The 16,864-nt window shown below is 37.7% G+C and carries 13 protein-coding genes and 1 other annotated feature; of the genes, 11 read left to right on the top strand and 2 right to left on the bottom strand.

The features are described 5' to 3' along the window. Nucleotides 1–7: 7 nt before the first annotated feature. From MKX37_RS21575 to MKX37_RS21525, 11 genes are all read left to right on the top strand, one after another. Nucleotides 8–292 carry a post-transcriptional regulator gene (locus tag MKX37_RS21575; RefSeq protein WP_002112000.1) on the top strand — a complete coding sequence of 95 codons (285 nt, stop codon included), beginning with the start codon at nucleotides 8–10 and terminating at the stop codon, nucleotides 290–292. A gap of 282 nt (nucleotides 293–574) precedes the next feature. Further along, on the top strand, nucleotides 575–2,839 hold the full coding sequence (secDF, locus tag MKX37_RS21570) for a protein translocase subunit SecDF (protein ID WP_003191552.1): 2,265 nt from the start codon (nucleotides 575–577) through the stop codon (nucleotides 2,837–2,839). A gap of 307 nt (nucleotides 2,840–3,146) precedes the next feature. Beyond that, nucleotides 3,147–4,040, top strand: coding sequence for a cation diffusion facilitator family transporter (locus MKX37_RS21565; RefSeq protein ID WP_078422011.1), 894 nt, complete (start codon nucleotides 3,147–3,149; stop codon nucleotides 4,038–4,040). A 101-nt stretch (nucleotides 4,041–4,141) separates the two neighbouring features. Further along, entirely contained in the window at nucleotides 4,142–6,463 is a 2,322-nt protein-coding gene (recJ, locus tag MKX37_RS21560; RefSeq protein ID WP_050000290.1) for a single-stranded-DNA-specific exonuclease RecJ, read from the top strand. 65 nt (nucleotides 6,464–6,528) lie between these two features. Continuing rightward, nucleotides 6,529–7,041, top strand: coding sequence for an adenine phosphoribosyltransferase (locus MKX37_RS21555; RefSeq protein WP_002015305.1), 513 nt, complete (start codon nucleotides 6,529–6,531; stop codon nucleotides 7,039–7,041). A gap of 211 nt (nucleotides 7,042–7,252) precedes the next feature. Further along, on the top strand, nucleotides 7,253–9,436 hold the full coding sequence (gene relA / locus MKX37_RS21550) for a GTP diphosphokinase (RefSeq protein WP_002167636.1): 2,184 nt from the start codon (nucleotides 7,253–7,255) through the stop codon (nucleotides 9,434–9,436). Between the two features lie 17 nt (nucleotides 9,437–9,453). After that, nucleotides 9,454–9,894, top strand: coding sequence for a D-tyrosyl-tRNA(Tyr) deacylase (locus tag MKX37_RS21545; protein ID WP_002015302.1), 441 nt, complete (start codon nucleotides 9,454–9,456; stop codon nucleotides 9,892–9,894). 268 nt (nucleotides 9,895–10,162) lie between these two features. Next, nucleotides 10,163–10,339: a hypothetical protein gene (locus MKX37_RS21540; RefSeq protein WP_001242605.1), complete on the top strand. Its 177-nt coding sequence runs from the start codon at nucleotides 10,163–10,165 to the stop codon at nucleotides 10,337–10,339. Nucleotides 10,340–10,393: 54 nt separating this feature from the next. Next, nucleotides 10,394–10,624 (top strand) — a binding site (T-box leader). Nucleotides 10,625–10,693: 69 nt separating this feature from the next. Further along, nucleotides 10,694–11,965, top strand: a complete 1,272-nt coding sequence (hisS, locus tag MKX37_RS21535; RefSeq protein WP_012261743.1) for a histidine--tRNA ligase — start codon at nucleotides 10,694–10,696, stop codon at nucleotides 11,963–11,965. 12 nt (nucleotides 11,966–11,977) lie between these two features. After that, a complete protein-coding gene (aspS, locus tag MKX37_RS21530; protein WP_002015297.1) occupies nucleotides 11,978–13,753 on the top strand; it encodes an aspartate--tRNA ligase in 1,776 nt (591 codons plus the stop codon). Nucleotides 13,754–13,948: 195 nt separating this feature from the next. After that, entirely contained in the window at nucleotides 13,949–14,716 is a 768-nt protein-coding gene (locus MKX37_RS21525; protein WP_000903181.1) for a tRNA threonylcarbamoyladenosine dehydratase, read from the top strand. A gap of 156 nt (nucleotides 14,717–14,872) precedes the next feature. Here MKX37_RS21525 and MKX37_RS21520 read toward each other — a convergent pair whose 3' ends face one another. Together MKX37_RS21520 and MKX37_RS21515 are read right to left on the bottom strand one after the other, a co-directional pair. Beyond that, a complete protein-coding gene (locus MKX37_RS21520) occupies nucleotides 14,873–15,514 on the bottom strand; it encodes an RsfA family transcriptional regulator (RefSeq protein ID WP_002034101.1) in 642 nt (213 codons plus the stop codon). Nucleotides 15,515–15,551: 37 nt separating this feature from the next. Next, nucleotides 15,552–16,838 carry a replication-associated recombination protein A gene (locus tag MKX37_RS21515; RefSeq protein ID WP_002167638.1) on the bottom strand — a complete coding sequence of 429 codons (1,287 nt, stop codon included), beginning with the start codon at nucleotides 16,836–16,838 and terminating at the stop codon, nucleotides 15,552–15,554. Between the last annotated feature and the right edge of the window lie 26 nt (nucleotides 16,839–16,864).

Raw genomic sequence — 16,864 nt, 5'->3', positions numbered from 1 at the left:
GTTATATATGTTGGATAAAGAGGCTTTGGTAGAATCATACCGCGGACAGTTACAAGTCGTTTTAGAAAGTAAAGTAGAAGAGTTTCAAATGTTCGGTTACGACCGAGTGACAGATAATGATATTTGGAAGTTTCTCAAGGCGAAAAAGTGGAAAAAGATAGATAGTGATGTTAGGTTATATGAATTAGTAAATGATGTATTAAGAGTAAGTACTAATGAATATATGAATTATTTAACTGTTGAAGCATATCAAGCACCACTTTGGTCGTTTGATGAATATGAAAATAAATAACCGACTGTAATTGGTTTGTTCTTCCTTTTGCAGTATAATGATAGGTATTGATAAAGAGGAATTAATTATGTCTAAGATTATATATAAAGGAGGTAGTGAAGAGGAAAAATAAATAATGAATAGTGTAGGTATTGTGAAAAGCTTACCGACACAGCTAGTGATGAACTAGCGGAAATACATGTATTTTATAGAAAGTAAGTCTACTAACTAGGCGTATGCACACGTGCGAAAATGAATCGTAAGAGATTTATTGAAAGTGTTAGTAGCAGAAAGAGGGTACATATGGCAAAGCGTGGTACAAGAATTGCCGCCTTTTTCCTCATCGTTTTATTAATTGGTGGAGTAATTGGTGCGGCAGGAAAAGACATAGCAAAAGGAATTAGTCTAGGACTAGACCTTCGCGGTGGTTTTGAAATTCTGTATGAAGTAAAACCAGCCAAAAAAGGTGATAAAATCGATCGTGATGCACTTGTAAGTACAGTAGGTGCTCTTGAAAATCGTGTCAATGTTCTTGGTGTAAGTGAGCCGAACATTCAAATCGAAGGGGAAGATCGAATTCGTGTACAGCTTGCTGGTGTACAAGATCAGCAAAAAGCACGTGAAATGTTATCAACACAAGCGAAACTAACATTCCGTGATGTGGATGATAACCTTCTTATGGACGGAACGGATTTAAAAGGCGGCGGAGCGAAGCAAACATTTGATGAGCAAGGCCGTGCGAGCGTAGGTCTTACACTAAAAAGCGCTGAAAAATTCCGTGAAGTAACTGAAAAGATTTCAAAAATGCCACCACCAACGAATTTAATGGTAATTTGGCTTGATTTTGAAGAAGGAAAAGATTCATATAAAGCAGAATCTGCAAAACCGAATCCGAAGTTTTTATCAGCAGCAACAGTAAGCCAAGTATTTAACCAAGCTGAAGTATCTATCGTAGGTGGAAACTTTACAGTTGAAAGTGCGAAAGAACTTTCATCTTTATTAAATGCAGGTGCACTTCCTGTTGATTTAAAAGAAATGTATTCAACATCTGTTGGAGCGAAATTTGGTCAACAAGCATTAGAGCAAACGATTTTCGCTAGTGCGATCGGTATTGCTATTATCTTCTTATTCATGCTTGTATTCTACCGTTTACCAGGACTTGTAGCGGTTATTATGTTAGGTTTATACATTTTCGTTACATTACTTGTCTTTAACTGGATGCATGCAGTTCTTACGTTACCGGGTATTGCGGCATTAGTGCTCGGGGTTGGTATCGCAGTTGATGCGAATATCATTACGTACGAGAGATTGAAGGAAGAGCTTAAAATTGGTAAGTCGATGATGTCAGCATTCCGTGCTGGTAACCATCGTTCATTAGCGACAATTTTAGATGCGAACATTACAACAATTGCAGCAGCTGGTGTATTATTCGCTTACGGTAATAGCTCTGTAAAAGGATTCGCAACAAGTTTAATCGTAAGTATTTTAGTTGGTTTCATTACGAACGTATTCGGTACTCGTTTCTTACTAGGTTTACTTGTAAAGAGCCGTTACTTTGATAAGAAACTATCTTACTTTGGTGTTAAGGAAAAGGATATTATTCCATTAACAAAAGGTGTAGTACATCCACCGACGAGATTTGATCGTATTAACTTCGTAAATATCGGTCATAAATTTTTCTTATTCTCAATTGTAGTTGTAATTGCTGGGGCAATTATATTACCGATTTTCAAAATGAATCTTGGTATTGACTTTGCAAGTGGTACACGTATCGACTTGCAATCAAAACAAGCAACTACTGTTTCTAATGTTCATAAAGATTTGAAAGAATTGAACATCGATGTGAAGGAAGAAGATATTGTACCGACCGGAGATGACAATAAAGGTTTCGCAGTTCGTACAGTAGGTGTTCTATCGAAAGATGAAATTGCGAAAACAAAAACATTCTTCCACGATAAATACGGTACAGATCCGAATGTAAGTACAGTTTCGCCGACAATCGGTAAAGAGATTGCACGAAATGCATTTATCGCAGTACTAATTGCTTCTGCAGTAATCGTTTTATACGTAAGTATTCGTTTCCGTCTTACGTACGCAGTATCTGCAGTAATCGCATTATTACATGATGCATTCGTTATGATTGTTGTATTTAGTCTTTTCCAGATAGAGGTAGACTTAACGTTTATCGCTGCGGTATTAACGATTATTGGTTACTCTATCAATGACTCGATTGTTACGTTTGATAGAAACCGTGAGTTATACAAACAGAAAAAACGAGTTCGCGACATAAAAGATTTAGAAGAAATCGTAAACTCAAGTATTCGTCAAACAATTGGTCGTTCAATTAATACAGTGTTAACAGTGTTATTCCCAGTAATCACACTACTTATTTTCGGTAGTGAATCACTGCGTAACTTCTCACTTGCATTATTAATTGGATTAGTTGTAGGTACGTACTCTTCTATTTTCGTTGCTTCTCAAATTTGGTTAATGCTTGAAAACCGTCGTTTGAAAAAGGGCAAAAACAAGAAGAAGGTTGAGAAAGAAGAACCTGAACCGCAAGTATAAAAAAGATGATGTCTCATTATGAGGCATCTCTTTTTTCGTTTGTGGATACAATAAGATAGCAACTTTTGAAAGAATGAAATGGAATAAAGTGGTGATGTTATCGCTGATTTTGTTAAAATAAAGTGAAACTTTAATAAGTGGGGGTTTTGTTCATCCCCACTTATTATTAGCCCTCACCAATCGGGCTTTTACGGGCAGTTGATCTCCCACCTAACTTCCTTGTATTTGCCGGATTTTGAGGTGGGGGGCTTACTGCCCGCAAATAGCGGGATAAAAAGATAGGTTAAGAAAAGAAGGGATTTCAATTATGGAAAAAGATGAACGTTTTAAACAGGCCGAGTTTGGTGCTATTGTCGGAATCGTTGGTAATATTATATTAGCGATTGTAAAAGCGGTAATTGGTTATATTGGAAACAGTAAGGCACTTTTAGCGGATGCAGTGCATTCTGGATCAGATGTAATTGGCTCGTTAGCTGTACTTTTTGGATTACGAGCGGCAAAGCAACCGCCTGATGAAGATCATCCGTATGGTCATGGTAAAGCGGAATCGATTTCAGCGATTATTGTTGCGGTATTATTATTTATTGTTGGAATAGAGATAGCGATTTCGTCTATAAAAGCTTTTTCACAAGATTTGGAACCACCAAAAGGAATTACGATTTTTGCAGTTATTCTTTCGATTGTAGTGAAAGAAGGGATGTTTCAGTATAAATATCGATTAGGGAAGAGGATAAATAGTGCTGCAATTATTGCAAATGCATATGAACATCGTTCGGATGTGTTTTCTTCAATTGCAGCTTTAATCGGCATTTGTGCAGCTATTATCGGCGGTAAGTTAGGTATAGATTGGCTTGTATATGCCGATCCAATTGCGGGATTATTTGTTTCAATTCTCGTTGCTAAGATGGCATGGAGTATTGGAGCAGAAGCTATTCATGCAACGCTCGATCATGTTCTGCATGAAGAAGATGTTGTTCCGCTTAGGGATGCAGTTTTTCAAGTGGAAGGTGTGAAAAAAATCGGCTCTTTATATGCAAGAGAACATGGCCACTATGTTATTGTCGATATTAAAGTATCTGTAGATCCATATATCACTGTAGAAGAAGGGCACCGCATCGGAAAACATGTAAAAGAAAAACTTATGAAACAAGATAACGTACAAAACGTTTTTGTACATATTAATCCGTATTCTCCAAATTAAACATAACAGATATTTAATTATATAGATATCGAATCGTAGTTTGCATTATATTGTCACCCCTTAATCTGTCTTGTATAATGGATAGGTTAAGGGGTGATTTCGTGTTACAACCGAAGACGCGTTGGAAAGAAAAAGAATATAATGAGGAACTAGTGAGTGAATTAGCAAATAAATTGCAACTATCACCTCTTGTGACTTCATTATTTCTTGGCAGAGGCTTAAATACAGAAGATAAGATTGTAGACTTTTTAAATACAGCAGATCAAGAATTTCATGATCCATTTTTACTTGAAGGAATGGATCGGACTGTAGAACGTGTGAAAAAAGCTATTGAAAATGGAGAACAAATATTAATATTTGGCGATTACGATGCGGACGGAGTAAGTAGTACGACTGTGTTATATCTTGCTCTCAAAGAATTAGGTGCAGAAGTAGAGTTTTATATTCCAAATCGTTTTACTGAAGGCTATGGGCCAAATGAAGAAGCGTTTCGTTGGGCGCACAGTGCAGGGTTCTCACTAATTATTACTGTCGATACTGGTATCGCAGCGGTACATGAAGCGAAGGTAGCGAAGGAACTTGGAATAGATCTTATTATTACAGATCATCATGAGCCACCACCAGAATTACCAGAGGCACTTGCGATTATTCACCCGAAATTAGAAGGCGGTGTTTATCCGTTTCATTATTTAGCGGGTGTTGGTGTTGCATTTAAAGTTGCACATGCACTTTTGGGCCGTGTGCCAGAGCATTTGTTGGAAATTGCAGTAATCGGTACGGTAGCCGATTTAGTATCGCTTCATGGTGAAAATAGATTGTTAGTACAGCGTGGACTGAAGCATATGCGAATGACTCGGAATATCGGTTTAAAGGCGTTATTTAAAGTTGCTAACGTTTCGCAAAGCGAAATTACAGAAGAAAGCATCGGGTTCGCACTCGCACCTCGTATTAATGCAGTTGGTCGTTTGGAAGATGCAACACCTGCTGTACACCTTTTATTATCAGAAGATCCAGAGGAAGCGAAAGAGCTAGCTGAAGAAATTGATGAGCTGAACAAACTTCGAAAAGATATTGTAAAGCAAATTACTGAAGAAGCTATCGCTGAAGTCGAAAATAATTTCCCGCCAGAAGAAAATAAAGTATTAGTCCTTGCAAAAGAAGGTTGGAATCCAGGGGTAATTGGAATTGTCGCTTCTAAGTTAGTTGAACGTTTTTATCGTCCAACGATTGTATTAAGCATTGATCCTCATAAAGAAACAGCAAAGGGATCGGCTCGTAGTATTGCAGGATTTGATTTGTTTGCAAACCTTTCAGATTGCCGTGAATTGTTACCGCATTTCGGAGGTCATCCGATGGCAGCGGGAATGACGCTTAATATGAATGATGTGGATGAATTAAGACGCAGGTTAAATGAGCAAGCAGATGTAATTTTAACAGCAGAAGATTTTATTCCGATTACAGCAGTGGATGCATTTTGTAAAGTAGAGGATGTAACGCTTGCCGCGATTGAGGATATGCAAAAGTTAGCGCCATTTGGCGTAGGAAATCCGAAACCGCGTATTGCGGTGAAAGATGCCGAATTAGAAAGTATCCGTGCAATTGGATCTGATGGTTCGCATTTAAAAATGGCTCTTCGTGATGGACAAGCAACACTGGACACGATTGGATTTGGATTTGGTACTTATGCGAAAGAAATCTCTCCAGTTGCGAAGGTTTCTGTAGTAGGAGAAGTGTCCATTAATGAATGGAATAACTTTAAAAAGCCGCAATTAATGGTGCAAGATATTGCTGTAGAGGCATGGCAATTATTTGACTGGCGTAGTATGCGTAATGTAGAAGCAAATTTAGCAGAACTTCCGAAAGAAAAAATAACATTGGTGTATTTTTCTGAAGAGGTATTGAATAAATTTTCTTTAGAAGGCTATAAAGAACAGCTCGTGCATGCATCAGAGGTAGCTCATTTTGATGATCAATACATTGTGCTACTTGATTTGCCGAAAGGAACAGATGAATTAGGTGATGTATTTAAGGCTGGATTCCCAGCTCGAATTTACACGCTATTTTATCAAGAGAATAATCATTTATTTAGTACGGTCCCAACGAGGGAACATTTTAAATGGTACTATTCTTTCTTAAGCCAAAAAACACCATTTTCTTTAAGGCAATATGGGGAACAACTGTGTCGTCATAAAGGTTGGTCAAAAGATACAGTAAATTTCATGACACAGGTGTTTTTTGAGTTAGAATTTGTTACAATAAAAGACGGTGTCATTTTTATGGCAGACAAAAAACAAAAGCGTGATTTAATTGAATCGAACACATATCGTGAGAAAATGAACCACTTACAATTAGAGAAAGAATTGGTTTATAGCACATATCAGCAACTATATACATGGTTTGAAACGATTCGTGATCATAAATAAGTAGAACAGTTAGGGTAAAGGATTTGTATTTACAAACCTTTTATATCTGAGGAGGATTCAGAAATATGGATTTCAAGCAACATATCGCAATTGTACCAGATTATCCGAAAGAAGGTATTGTGTTTAAAGACATTACACCTTTAATGAACGACGGAAAAGCATATAAAGCAGCAACAGATGCAATCGTTGAGTATGCAAATAAAAGAGACATTGATGTTGTAGTAGGACCAGAAGCGCGTGGTTTTATTATTGGTTGCCCAGTTTCTTATGCATTAGAAGTAGGTTTCGCACCAGTTCGTAAATTAGGAAAATTACCACGTGAAGTAATTACAGTTGACTACGGTAAAGAATATGGAACGGATGTTTTAACAATCCATAAAGATGCAATTAAGCCCGGCCAACGTGTATTAATTACAGATGACTTATTAGCTACAGGTGGAACAATCGAAGCGACAATTAAACTAGTTGAAGAACTTGGTGGAGTTGTAGCAGGAATTGCATTTTTAGTAGAGCTTACTTACTTAGATGGTCGTAAAATGTTAGATGGTTACGATGTATTAGTATTAGAAAAATACTAATCATTATATAGGTGAAACTACGGTGATAAAAAAGTACCCGTGAATCTCTTGGAGAGGAGCGGGTACTTTTGTATAATTGCACAAAAAAACATGGTGAAATGTCAGTAAAATCTTTTCCTTTTCACAATTCACAATCATTGGGTTATAATGATAGAATATAATTTATTCTATTCAATAAAGATAAAGTCAATTTTCAATAAAAGGTGATTCGATGGCAAATGAGCAAGTACTAACAGCTGAACAGGTACTCGAGAAAGCAAGTCAATATTTAGCGGATGAAGATATTGAGCTAGTGGCACGTGCCTATGAATATGCGCGTGATGCACATAGCGAACAATATAGAAAATCGGGTGAACCATATATTATTCACCCAATTCAAGTTGCAGGTATTTTAGTTGATTTACACATGGATCCGGCTACAGTATCGGCAGGTTTCTTACATGATGTAGTGGAAGATACAGAAATTACATTAGAAGACATTGAACGGGAATTTAATAAAGAAATCGCTATGCTTGTCGATGGTGTTACAAAGCTTGGAAAGATTAAATACAAATCCCATGAGCAGCAACAAGCAGAAAACCATCGCAAAATGTTTATTGCAATGGCTCAAGATATTCGAGTTATTTTAATTAAACTAGCTGATCGTCTTCATAACATGCGTACATTGAAACATTTGCCTCAAGAGAAGCAGCGTCGCATTGCAAATGAAACGTTAGAAATCTTTGCACCTTTAGCACATAGACTCGGAATTAGTACTATTAAATGGGAGTTAGAGGATACGTCACTTCGCTATTTAAACCCGCAGCAATATTATCGTATTGTGAATTTAATGAAGCGTAAACGTGCAGAGCGTGAAGAATATTTAGATGAAGTAATGACTGGCATTCGCGAGAAATTAAAAGAGGTTTCAATTCAACCTGAGATTTCTGGAAGACCAAAACATATTTACAGTATTTATCGTAAAATGGCATTGCAAAATAAACAATTCAATGAAATTTACGATTTACTAGCTGTACGTGTCGTTGTGAATAGTATTAAAGATTGCTATGCGGTGCTTGGAATTATTCATACGTGCTGGAAACCAATGCCAGGTCGTTTTAAAGATTATATTGCAATGCCGAAAGCAAATTTATATCAATCTCTTCATACGACTGTAATTGGACCAAAAGGTGATCCGCTAGAAGTGCAAATTCGTACGAAAGAAATGCATGAGATTGCAGAATTCGGAATCGCGGCACATTGGGCGTATAAAGAAGGTAAAGCAGCAGAAACAACGGGTACATTAGAGAAGAAACTAACTTGGTTCCGTCAAATATTAGAATGGCAAAATGAAGCTTCTAATGCAGAAGAATTTATGGAGTCATTAAAAATTGATTTATTCTCTGACATGGTATTCGTCTTTACACCAAAAGGCGATGTAATGGAATTACCACTTGGCTCTGTTCCAATTGATTTTTCGTATCGTGTCCATTCGGAAATTGGAAACAAGACAATTGGTGCAAAAGTAAATGGGAAAATGGTGACGCTTGATTATAAGTTGAAAACTGGTGACATCATTGAAATTTTAACATCGAAACATTCGTATGGTCCAAGTCAAGATTGGGTAAAGCTTGCTCAAACATCTCATGCGAAAAATAAAATACGTCAATTCTTTAAGAAACAACGTAGAGATGAAAATATTGAAAAAGGCCGTGAACTTGTTGAAAAAGAAGTGCGTGGCTTAGAGTATGAGATGAAAGAAGTATTAGCGCTTGATAATTTAAAACGTGTCGCTGAGAAGTTTAACTTTGCAAATGAAGAAGATATGTTTGCAGCAGTTGGATATAACGGAATTACAGCAGCGCAAATTGTTACGCGACTAACGGACAAGTTCCGTAAACAACGTGAAGAAGAAGACATCGTTGAAGTTAAAGAAGTTCGTAAACCGATGAAAATTCGAAAATGGGATTCTGGTGTAAAGGTAAGTGGTGCAGATAATTTGTTAATTCGTTTATCAAAATGCTGTAACCCAGTTCCAGGCGATGATATCGTTGGGTATATTACGAAAGGTCGAGGCGTATCAATTCACCGTTGCGATTGCGTCAATGTGCATACAGAAGAAGCGGTGGAGCGTTTATTAGAAGTAGATTGGGAAGGTAGTCCTGAAAAAGAAATTGAGTACAATGTTGATATTGAAATTTCAGGCTATGATCGTCGTGGTTTATTGAATGAAGTATTACAAGCTGTTACAGAAACGAAGACGTATATCTCAGCTGTTTCTGGTAGAAGTGATCGTAATAAGATGGCAACGATTAACATGTCGATTTCTATTCGAAACTTACAACACTTGAAAAAAGTAGTAGAGCGCATTAAACGCGTTCCAGAAATTTATGCCGTACGACGCATGATGCATTAATAGGGAGTGTAGAAAAGATGAGAGTTGTTTTACAACGATCAAAGGAAGCGTCTGTCACAGTAGATGGCGAGATTGTAGGACAAATTCCATTCGGTTTAACATTACTAGTTGGCATTACGCATGAAGATACAGAAAAAGATGCAACTTATATCGCAGAAAAAATTGCAAACCTACGTATTTTTGAAGATGAGAGCGGAAAGATGAACCACTCTGTACTTGATATGAAGGGACAAGTTCTATCTATTTCGCAATTTACATTATACGGAGATTGCCGTAAAGGAAGACGTCCAAACTTTATGGATGCTGCGAAACCTGATTATGCAGAACATTTATATGATTTCTTTAATGAAGAAGTTCGTAAACAAGGACTGCATGTGGAGACAGGACAGTTCGGAGCAATGATGGACGTTTCTTTAATCAATGATGGTCCGGTGACCTTAATTGTAGAAAGTAAATAGTGTTGCCGGGGAAGAGAGGATTATAGGTCCTCTCTTTTTTCATACATTGTTGTATGTTTTGTTCATTTATCCCGCTATTTGTGGGAGATCCACTGCTCGTAAAAGCCTGATTAGTGAGGGCTAATAATGAGTGGCGATGGACAAAACCCCTATTCATTAAAGTTTCACTTTATTTGGAATCAATAGCTGTTTCGGTTATGTATAACTCTTTCATCAATATGGAACAATAAAAAGTAAAACATCTATATTGAATGTGAGGGATATACGTATGCGTATGAATGAAAAAGGGCATTCTGTTACAAATGGTGCAAATCAACTGTTTAACGTAAATTTTCATGATTTTATTTCAAAAGAGCAAAACAATACTTCAATGGAGCTCGCTTCTGAGTTTGGGATTTCTCTTCAAGATGTAAAGCGTCTAAAGAAGCAGATTGAGCGCTCTTAGAGTACTTGACAATCCTACTCAACAAACGTATAGTAATTTTATATTTACATATGAATATAACCGTTGATAGAGAAGAGTAAATGAGACACACATGGAAAGAGAAGAAATGTCTTAGGCTGAAAACATTTCTGCATGATGACTGATTGAATGACACTCTAGAGGTTTCAACTTGAACGGCATATATGCTTAGTAGAGATGAACGCAAATTTAAGCGTTATTAAAAAAGTGGAAGCATACGTGCTTCAATTAGGGTGGCACCACGGGTATAATACTCTCGTCCCTACTGTTCAAACAGTAGAGGCGGGAGTTTTTTTATTTTTATTAAGATTAAAACAATTTGAGGAGGAACTGAATATGTCTATTCAAATCCCACGCGGAACGCAAGATATTCTTCCAGGTAGTGTTGAGTTATGGCAGTATATCGAAGGGCAAGCGCGCGACATTTGCCGTCGTTACAATTATAAAGAAATTCGTACACCAATTTTTGAGCACACAGAGCTATTTTTACGTGGTGTTGGTGATACGACAGATATCGTACAAAAAGAAATGTATTCATTCCAAGACCGTGGAGAGCGTAGTTTAACATTACGTCCAGAAGGTACTGCACCTGTTGTACGTTCTTACGTTGAAAACAAAATGTTCGGTGATGCAACACAACCAACAAAATTATACTATATCGGCCAAATGTTCCGTTATGAAAGACCACAAGCAGGTCGCTATCGTCAATTCGTACAATTCGGTATTGAAGCAATTGGTAGTAACGATCCAGCAATTGATGCAGAAGTAATTGCACTTGCTGTAGAGTTTTACCGCGGTATGGGCTTGAAAAATATTAAAGTTGTATTAAATAGCTTAGGTGATGCAGCGAGTCGTCAAGCGCACCGTGATGCGTTAATTGCTCACTTTGAGCCACGTATCGGTGAGTTCTGTTCTGACTGCCAATCTCGCTTAGAAAAAAACCCTCTTCGTATTTTAGACTGTAAGAAGGACCGTAATCATGAATTAATGAGCACGGCACCATCTATTACAGAATACTTAAACGAAGATTCAGCAGTATACTACGACAAAGTACAAGAACTACTAACGATGATGGATGTTCCATTTGAGAAAGATCCGAATTTAGTACGTGGTTTAGACTACTACCAACACACTGTTTTTGAAATTATGAGTGAGGCAGAAGGTTTCGGTGCTATCACAACATTAAGTGGCGGTGGCCGTTATAACGGACTTGTACAAGAAATCGGTGGACCGGAAATGCCAGGTATCGGTTTTGCAATGAGTATTGAGCGTTTAATTATGGCGCTGAAGGCTGAAAATATTGAGTTACCAATTGAACATAGTATTGATTGTTACGTTGTAGCACTTGGTGAAAAAGCGAAAGACCGTGCTGCAAAAGTTGCGTTCGATCTTCGTAAAGCTGGATTATCAGTTGAAAAAGATTATTTAGATCGCAAAATGAAAGCACAATTTAAATCTGCAGATCGTTTAAATGCGAAATACGTAGCTGTATTAGGGGAAGATGAGCTAGATAAAGGCATCATTAACTTAAAAGATATGGCAACAGGCGGACAAGAAGAAGTAGCGTTAGATGTATTTGCTTCATATGTAGCAGAGAAATTAATATAGGGGGAACTTAAAGTGGCTGAAAGAACACATGCATGCGGAAAAGTAACAGTAGAAGCGGTTGGACAAACAGTTCAATTAAAAGGTTGGGTACAAAAACGCCGTGATTTAGGTGGATTAATCTTTATCGACTTACGTGACCGTACAGGTATCGTACAAGTTGTATTTAATCCAGAAACATCAAAAGAAGCGTTAGAAGTAGCAGAAACGATTCGTAGCGAATACGTATTGCACGTAGAAGGTACAGTTGTTGAACGTGGTGAAGGCGCAATTAATGATAATATGGCAACTGGTCGTATTGAAGTACAAGCATCGAAAGTAAATGTATTAAACGCAGCGAAAACAACGCCAATCATTATTGCTGATGATACAGATGCATCAGAAGATGTGCGTTTAAAATATCGTTACTTAGACTTACGTCGTCCTGCAATGTTCAACACATTCAAAATGCGTCATGACGTAACGAAAACAATTCGTAACTTCTTAGATACAGAAGAGTTCTTAGAAGTTGAAACACCAATTTTAACGAAGAGCACGCCAGAAGGAGCTCGCGACTATTTAGTACCAAGCCGTGTGCATGATGGTGAATTTTATGCATTACCTCAATCTCCGCAGCTATTTAAACAGCTTCTTATGGTCGGTGGATTTGAGCGTTACTATCAAGTAGCACGTTGTTTCCGTGACGAAGATTTACGCGCGGACCGTCAACCGGAATTCACGCAAATTGATATCGAGGCATCATTCTTAACACAAGATGAAATTTTAGAAATGATGGAGCGTATGATGACGAAAGTCATGAAGGATGCAAAAGGTGTAGAAGTTAGTGCACCATTCCCTCGTATGAAATATGCTGATGCAATGGCTCGCTTTGGTTCTGATAAGCCGGATACACGCTTTGAAATGGAACTAAAAGACCTATCTGAATTTGCAGTAGGTTGTGGATTTAAAGTATTTACAAGTGCTGTAGAAAACGGCGGACAAGTAAAAGCGATTAACGCAAAAGGTGCAGCGAGCAAATACTCTCGTAAAGACATCGATGCATTAACTGAATTCGCCAAAGTATACGGTGCAAAAGGTCTAGCTTGGCTTAAAGTTGAAGAAGACGGCTTAAAAGGACCGATTGCGAAATTCTTCGGTGAAGAAGAGGCAAACGTGTTAATGAGTACATTAGAAGCGGATGCTGGTGATTTATTACTATTCGTAGCAGATAAGAAAAGTGTTGTTGCAGATAGCTTAGGTGCACTTCGTTTACGTCTAGGTAAAGAACTTGAGTTAATTGACGAAAGTAAATTTAACTTCCTATGGGTAACTGATTGGCCACTTCTTGAGTACGATGAAGATGCAGATCGTTACTTCGCAGCTCACCACCCATTCACAATGCCATTCCGTGAAGACGTTGAGTTATTAGAAACAGCACCAGAAAAAGCACGTGCACAAGCATATGACCTTGTATTAAACGGTTATGAGCTTGGTGGTGGATCACTTCGTATTTACGAGCGTGACGTACAAGAAAAAATGTTCAAAGCACTTGGATTCTCACAAGAAGAAGCACAAGAACAATTCGGATTCTTATTAGAAGCATTCGAATACGGTACACCACCACACGGCGGAATCGCATTAGGTTTAGACCGTCTTGTTATGTTACTTGCAGGTCGTACGAACCTTCGTGATACAATTGCATTCCCGAAAACAGCAAGCGCAAGCTGCTTATTAACAGAAGCGCCAAGCCCAGTTGCAGAAGCTCAGCTTGAAGAGCTAAGCTTAAAATTGAGCTTGAAAGAAGAGAAGTAAGAATAGAGTCTAGATGGTTATACTAACCCCATCTAGGCTTTTTTTATAGAGGTTGTTTAAAAAGTCCGGTTTACATTATGTTTTCCTTGTTTGAAATATGTATTTTTAGGAATTCTATAACTTTTTCTATACAAATAGTCGGAAAAAGGCTAGAATACATGGTAGACCATTTTTGTAATAGGAGTGTAGAGCTGAATGTTACATCAATTTTCACGTAATGAATTAGCCTTTGGAAAAGAAGGCCTTGAAATATTAAAAAATAGTACAGTCGGTATTTTAGGTATTGGCGGCGTAGGATCATTTTCGGCAGAAGCGTTAGCACGTTCTGGCGTAGGACGTCTTGTATTAGTTGACAAAGATGTTGTAGATATTACAAACGTAAACCGTCAAATTCACGCGTTAGTATCTACTGTAGGACGTTCAAAAGTAGAATTAATGAAAGAGCGTATTGCAGATATTAATCCAGAGTGTGAAGTAATTGGACTAGAGATGTTTTATACAGATGAAACATATGAAGAGTTCTTTAAACACGGTTTAGATTTCGTAGTAGATGCATCTGATACGATTACGTTCAAAATTCATTTAATTAAACAATGTTTACGTCGTAAAATCAAAATTATCTCATGTATGGGTGCGGCAAATAAAATGGACCCAACTCGTTTCCGTATTGCGGACATTTCTAAAACACATACAGATCCAATTGCGAAAGTAATTCGTACGAAGCTTCGTAAAGATGGTATTAAAAAAGGTGTAAAAGTTGTCTTCTCTGACGAAAACCCAATCGTAATTCGTGAAGAAGTACGTAAAGAAATCGTACCAGACGAAAATGCAAAAATTCGTAAAGCGAAATTACCACCTTCTTCAAATGCGTTCGTACCATCTGTGGCTGGTTTAATTATGGCAAGTCACGTTGTACGTGAGCGTATTAAAAACGTAGAAGTGAAGCGTGTAGGGCAAGAATAAAAAGGAAGCATATATCGTTTAGGATATATGCTTTTTGTATGTTTTAAAGAAATGTCGATGTCGAATCGTTAATATAATTTCATTTACTGTGGTGCTTTTTCACTAAGGGAAAATAAACAGGGATGTCACTTAGTTGAAAAAGTGGCATCCCTGTTTTTAGTTTTCTGCAGAATATATAATATCTAAATTTCCATTTTGATCGGTTTTGAAAATCGGAGCAATTTGCTCTTCTTGTTCTTCGACCGAAACAAGTTTTCGAGCACGATCCATAATTCTAACAAGCATTGCATAATCTTCTTCGATTGCTTGTTGTTTTTTTGTGAGAACAGCTAATTTTGCTTCAAGTTCATTATTCATTTTTTGCAGGGAAGTGAGCTGATCTTGTAATACGTCATTTTCAGTTTGTAACTTTGCGAGTGAAGGGTTATTGTGCTCCAAGTTTTGCAAAAATGAGATGACATTTTGCATTGTAAGATCTTGTTTATTTGGGACAATATCTTCTGAAAACTCGGCATCGATTACGAGCTGCCGAGTTTGTGTGAACTGCTCTTTTTCTATTTTAGCTTCCGAACGCTTTAATTCTTTACGTTGTTTTTTTGCGATTTGCACCGCATCTTCATAATATGGTCTTACTTCAGCATTCCATCTAAAGCCACAAGCTGCTGAAGTTCGGTTTAATGTATCACCAACTTCATCGAATGCTTTTATTTGTGTACTTCCGCTGCGAATATGTCGTAAAACAGTTTCTGCTAAAAGGAGATCGTCTTCTTTTGTCCATGCATCTTGACGTGTTTTCATAAGCGAACCCTCCGTAATGGTGACGTTTTCGCTTATATTACCCTTTATTCTTCGTTTTATGCGAACTTTGTAATCTTTCATAAACAGTAGAAAGTACTTGTTCAAATTTTCCTGTCGTTTTCGGTTTATAATATTGCTTGTTTTTAATTTTATCAGGTAAGTATTGTTGTTGTACCCAACCGTTTGGGTGATCGTGTGGATATAAGTATCCGATGCCTCTTCCTAACGATTCGGCTCCTTTATAATGACTATCTTTTAAATGACTTGGAATATCGCCTGTTTGGCCATTACGTAAATCGTGTAGTGCGGCATCGAGTGCTTTATAGGCCGAGTTTGATTTCGGTGATAGACAAAGTTCAATAACAGCATTTGCAAGTGGTATGCGTGCCTCTGGGAAGCCGACCCGTTCAGCTGATTCAATCGCTGCAAGTGTACGTTGTCCAGCTTGTGGGCTAGCAAGTCCGATATCTTCATATGCCATAATAAGCAGACGTCTACCGATGCTTTGTAAGTCACCAGCTTCAATAAGACGTGCTAAATAATGAAGTGCGGCGTTCACATCACTTCCGCGTACTGATTTTTGAAAAGCAGATAAAACGTCATAGTGAGCATCGCCACCTTTGTCGTGAACGAAACTCTTTTTCTGTAAGCATTCTTCTGCGATTTCAAGTGTAATTTCCGCGGCTTTGTCGTCAGTTGTAAAGCTAGATAAAACAGCTAGTTCAAGTGCATTATAAGCTGAGCGCATATCTCCGCCTGACGCATTTGCAAAGTGATGTAATGCTTCATCCGTAACAGTTACATCATATTCCCCAAGCCCTTTTTCTTTATCTTCAAGCGCTCGTTTTAAGCCAATTAAAATATCATCTTCTGTTAATGCGTGTAATTCGAAGATTTGACAACGACTTCGAATAGCAGAATTAATAGCATGGAACGGATTGCTTGTCGTTGCACCAATTAAAGTAAGAAGTCCGCTTTCTAAATGGGGTAATAGAAAGTCTTGCTTCGCTTTATCTAGCCTATGAACTTCATCCAAAATTAAAACGAGGTGCCGATGCATCTTCGCTTCCTGTACGACAACTTCCATATCTTTTTTATTATGAGTAACAGCGTTTAAGAGGCGAAACAGGGTTCCAGTACTTCCTGCAATTGCGCTAGCGATTGATGTTTTTCCTGTGCCTGGAGGACCGTATAAAATCATTGATTGAAAATGATTTGCTTGGACCATACGCCATAAAATCTTGCCTTCACCAACTAAATGCTGTTGTCCGATAATTTCTTGAATATTTGTAGGGCGCATTCGATGTGCGAGTGGTTGTTTCATTTGACCCTCTCCCTTAATGTATAATC

The sequence above is a fragment of the Bacillus sp. FSL R5-0709 genome, assembly GCF_038004785.1.
GTDB lineage: Bacteria > Bacillota > Bacilli > Bacillales > Bacillaceae_G > Bacillus_A > Bacillus_A mycoides.
The sequence above is the reverse complement of the archived record's forward strand: the minus strand, read 5'-3'. Positions and strand labels throughout refer to the sequence as shown.

Bases quoted from the DNA above. Each gene is read 5' to 3' on its own strand.
- MKX37_RS21575 (WP_002112000.1), top strand. From the start codon at position 8: ATGTTGGATAAAGAGGCTTTGGTAGAATCATACCGCGGACAGTTACAA.
- secDF (WP_003191552.1), top strand. From the start codon at position 575: ATGGCAAAGCGTGGTACAAGAATTGCCGCCTTTTTCCTCATCGTTTTA.
- MKX37_RS21565 (WP_078422011.1), top strand. From the start codon at position 3,147: ATGGAAAAAGATGAACGTTTTAAACAGGCCGAGTTTGGTGCTATTGTC.
- MKX37_RS21555 (WP_002015305.1), top strand. From the start codon at position 6,529: ATGGATTTCAAGCAACATATCGCAATTGTACCAGATTATCCGAAAGAA.
- relA (WP_002167636.1), top strand. From the start codon at position 7,253: ATGGCAAATGAGCAAGTACTAACAGCTGAACAGGTACTCGAGAAAGCA.
- MKX37_RS21545 (WP_002015302.1), top strand. From the start codon at position 9,454: ATGAGAGTTGTTTTACAACGATCAAAGGAAGCGTCTGTCACAGTAGAT.
- MKX37_RS21540 (WP_001242605.1), top strand. From the start codon at position 10,163: ATGCGTATGAATGAAAAAGGGCATTCTGTTACAAATGGTGCAAATCAA.
- hisS (WP_012261743.1), top strand. From the start codon at position 10,694: ATGTCTATTCAAATCCCACGCGGAACGCAAGATATTCTTCCAGGTAGT.
- MKX37_RS21525 (WP_000903181.1), top strand. From the start codon at position 13,949: ATGTTACATCAATTTTCACGTAATGAATTAGCCTTTGGAAAAGAAGGC.
- MKX37_RS21520 (WP_002034101.1), bottom strand. From the start codon at position 15,514: ATGAAAACACGTCAAGATGCATGGACAAAAGAAGACGATCTCCTTTTA.
- MKX37_RS21515 (WP_002167638.1), bottom strand. From the start codon at position 16,838: ATGAAACAACCACTCGCACATCGAATGCGCCCTACAAATATTCAAGAA.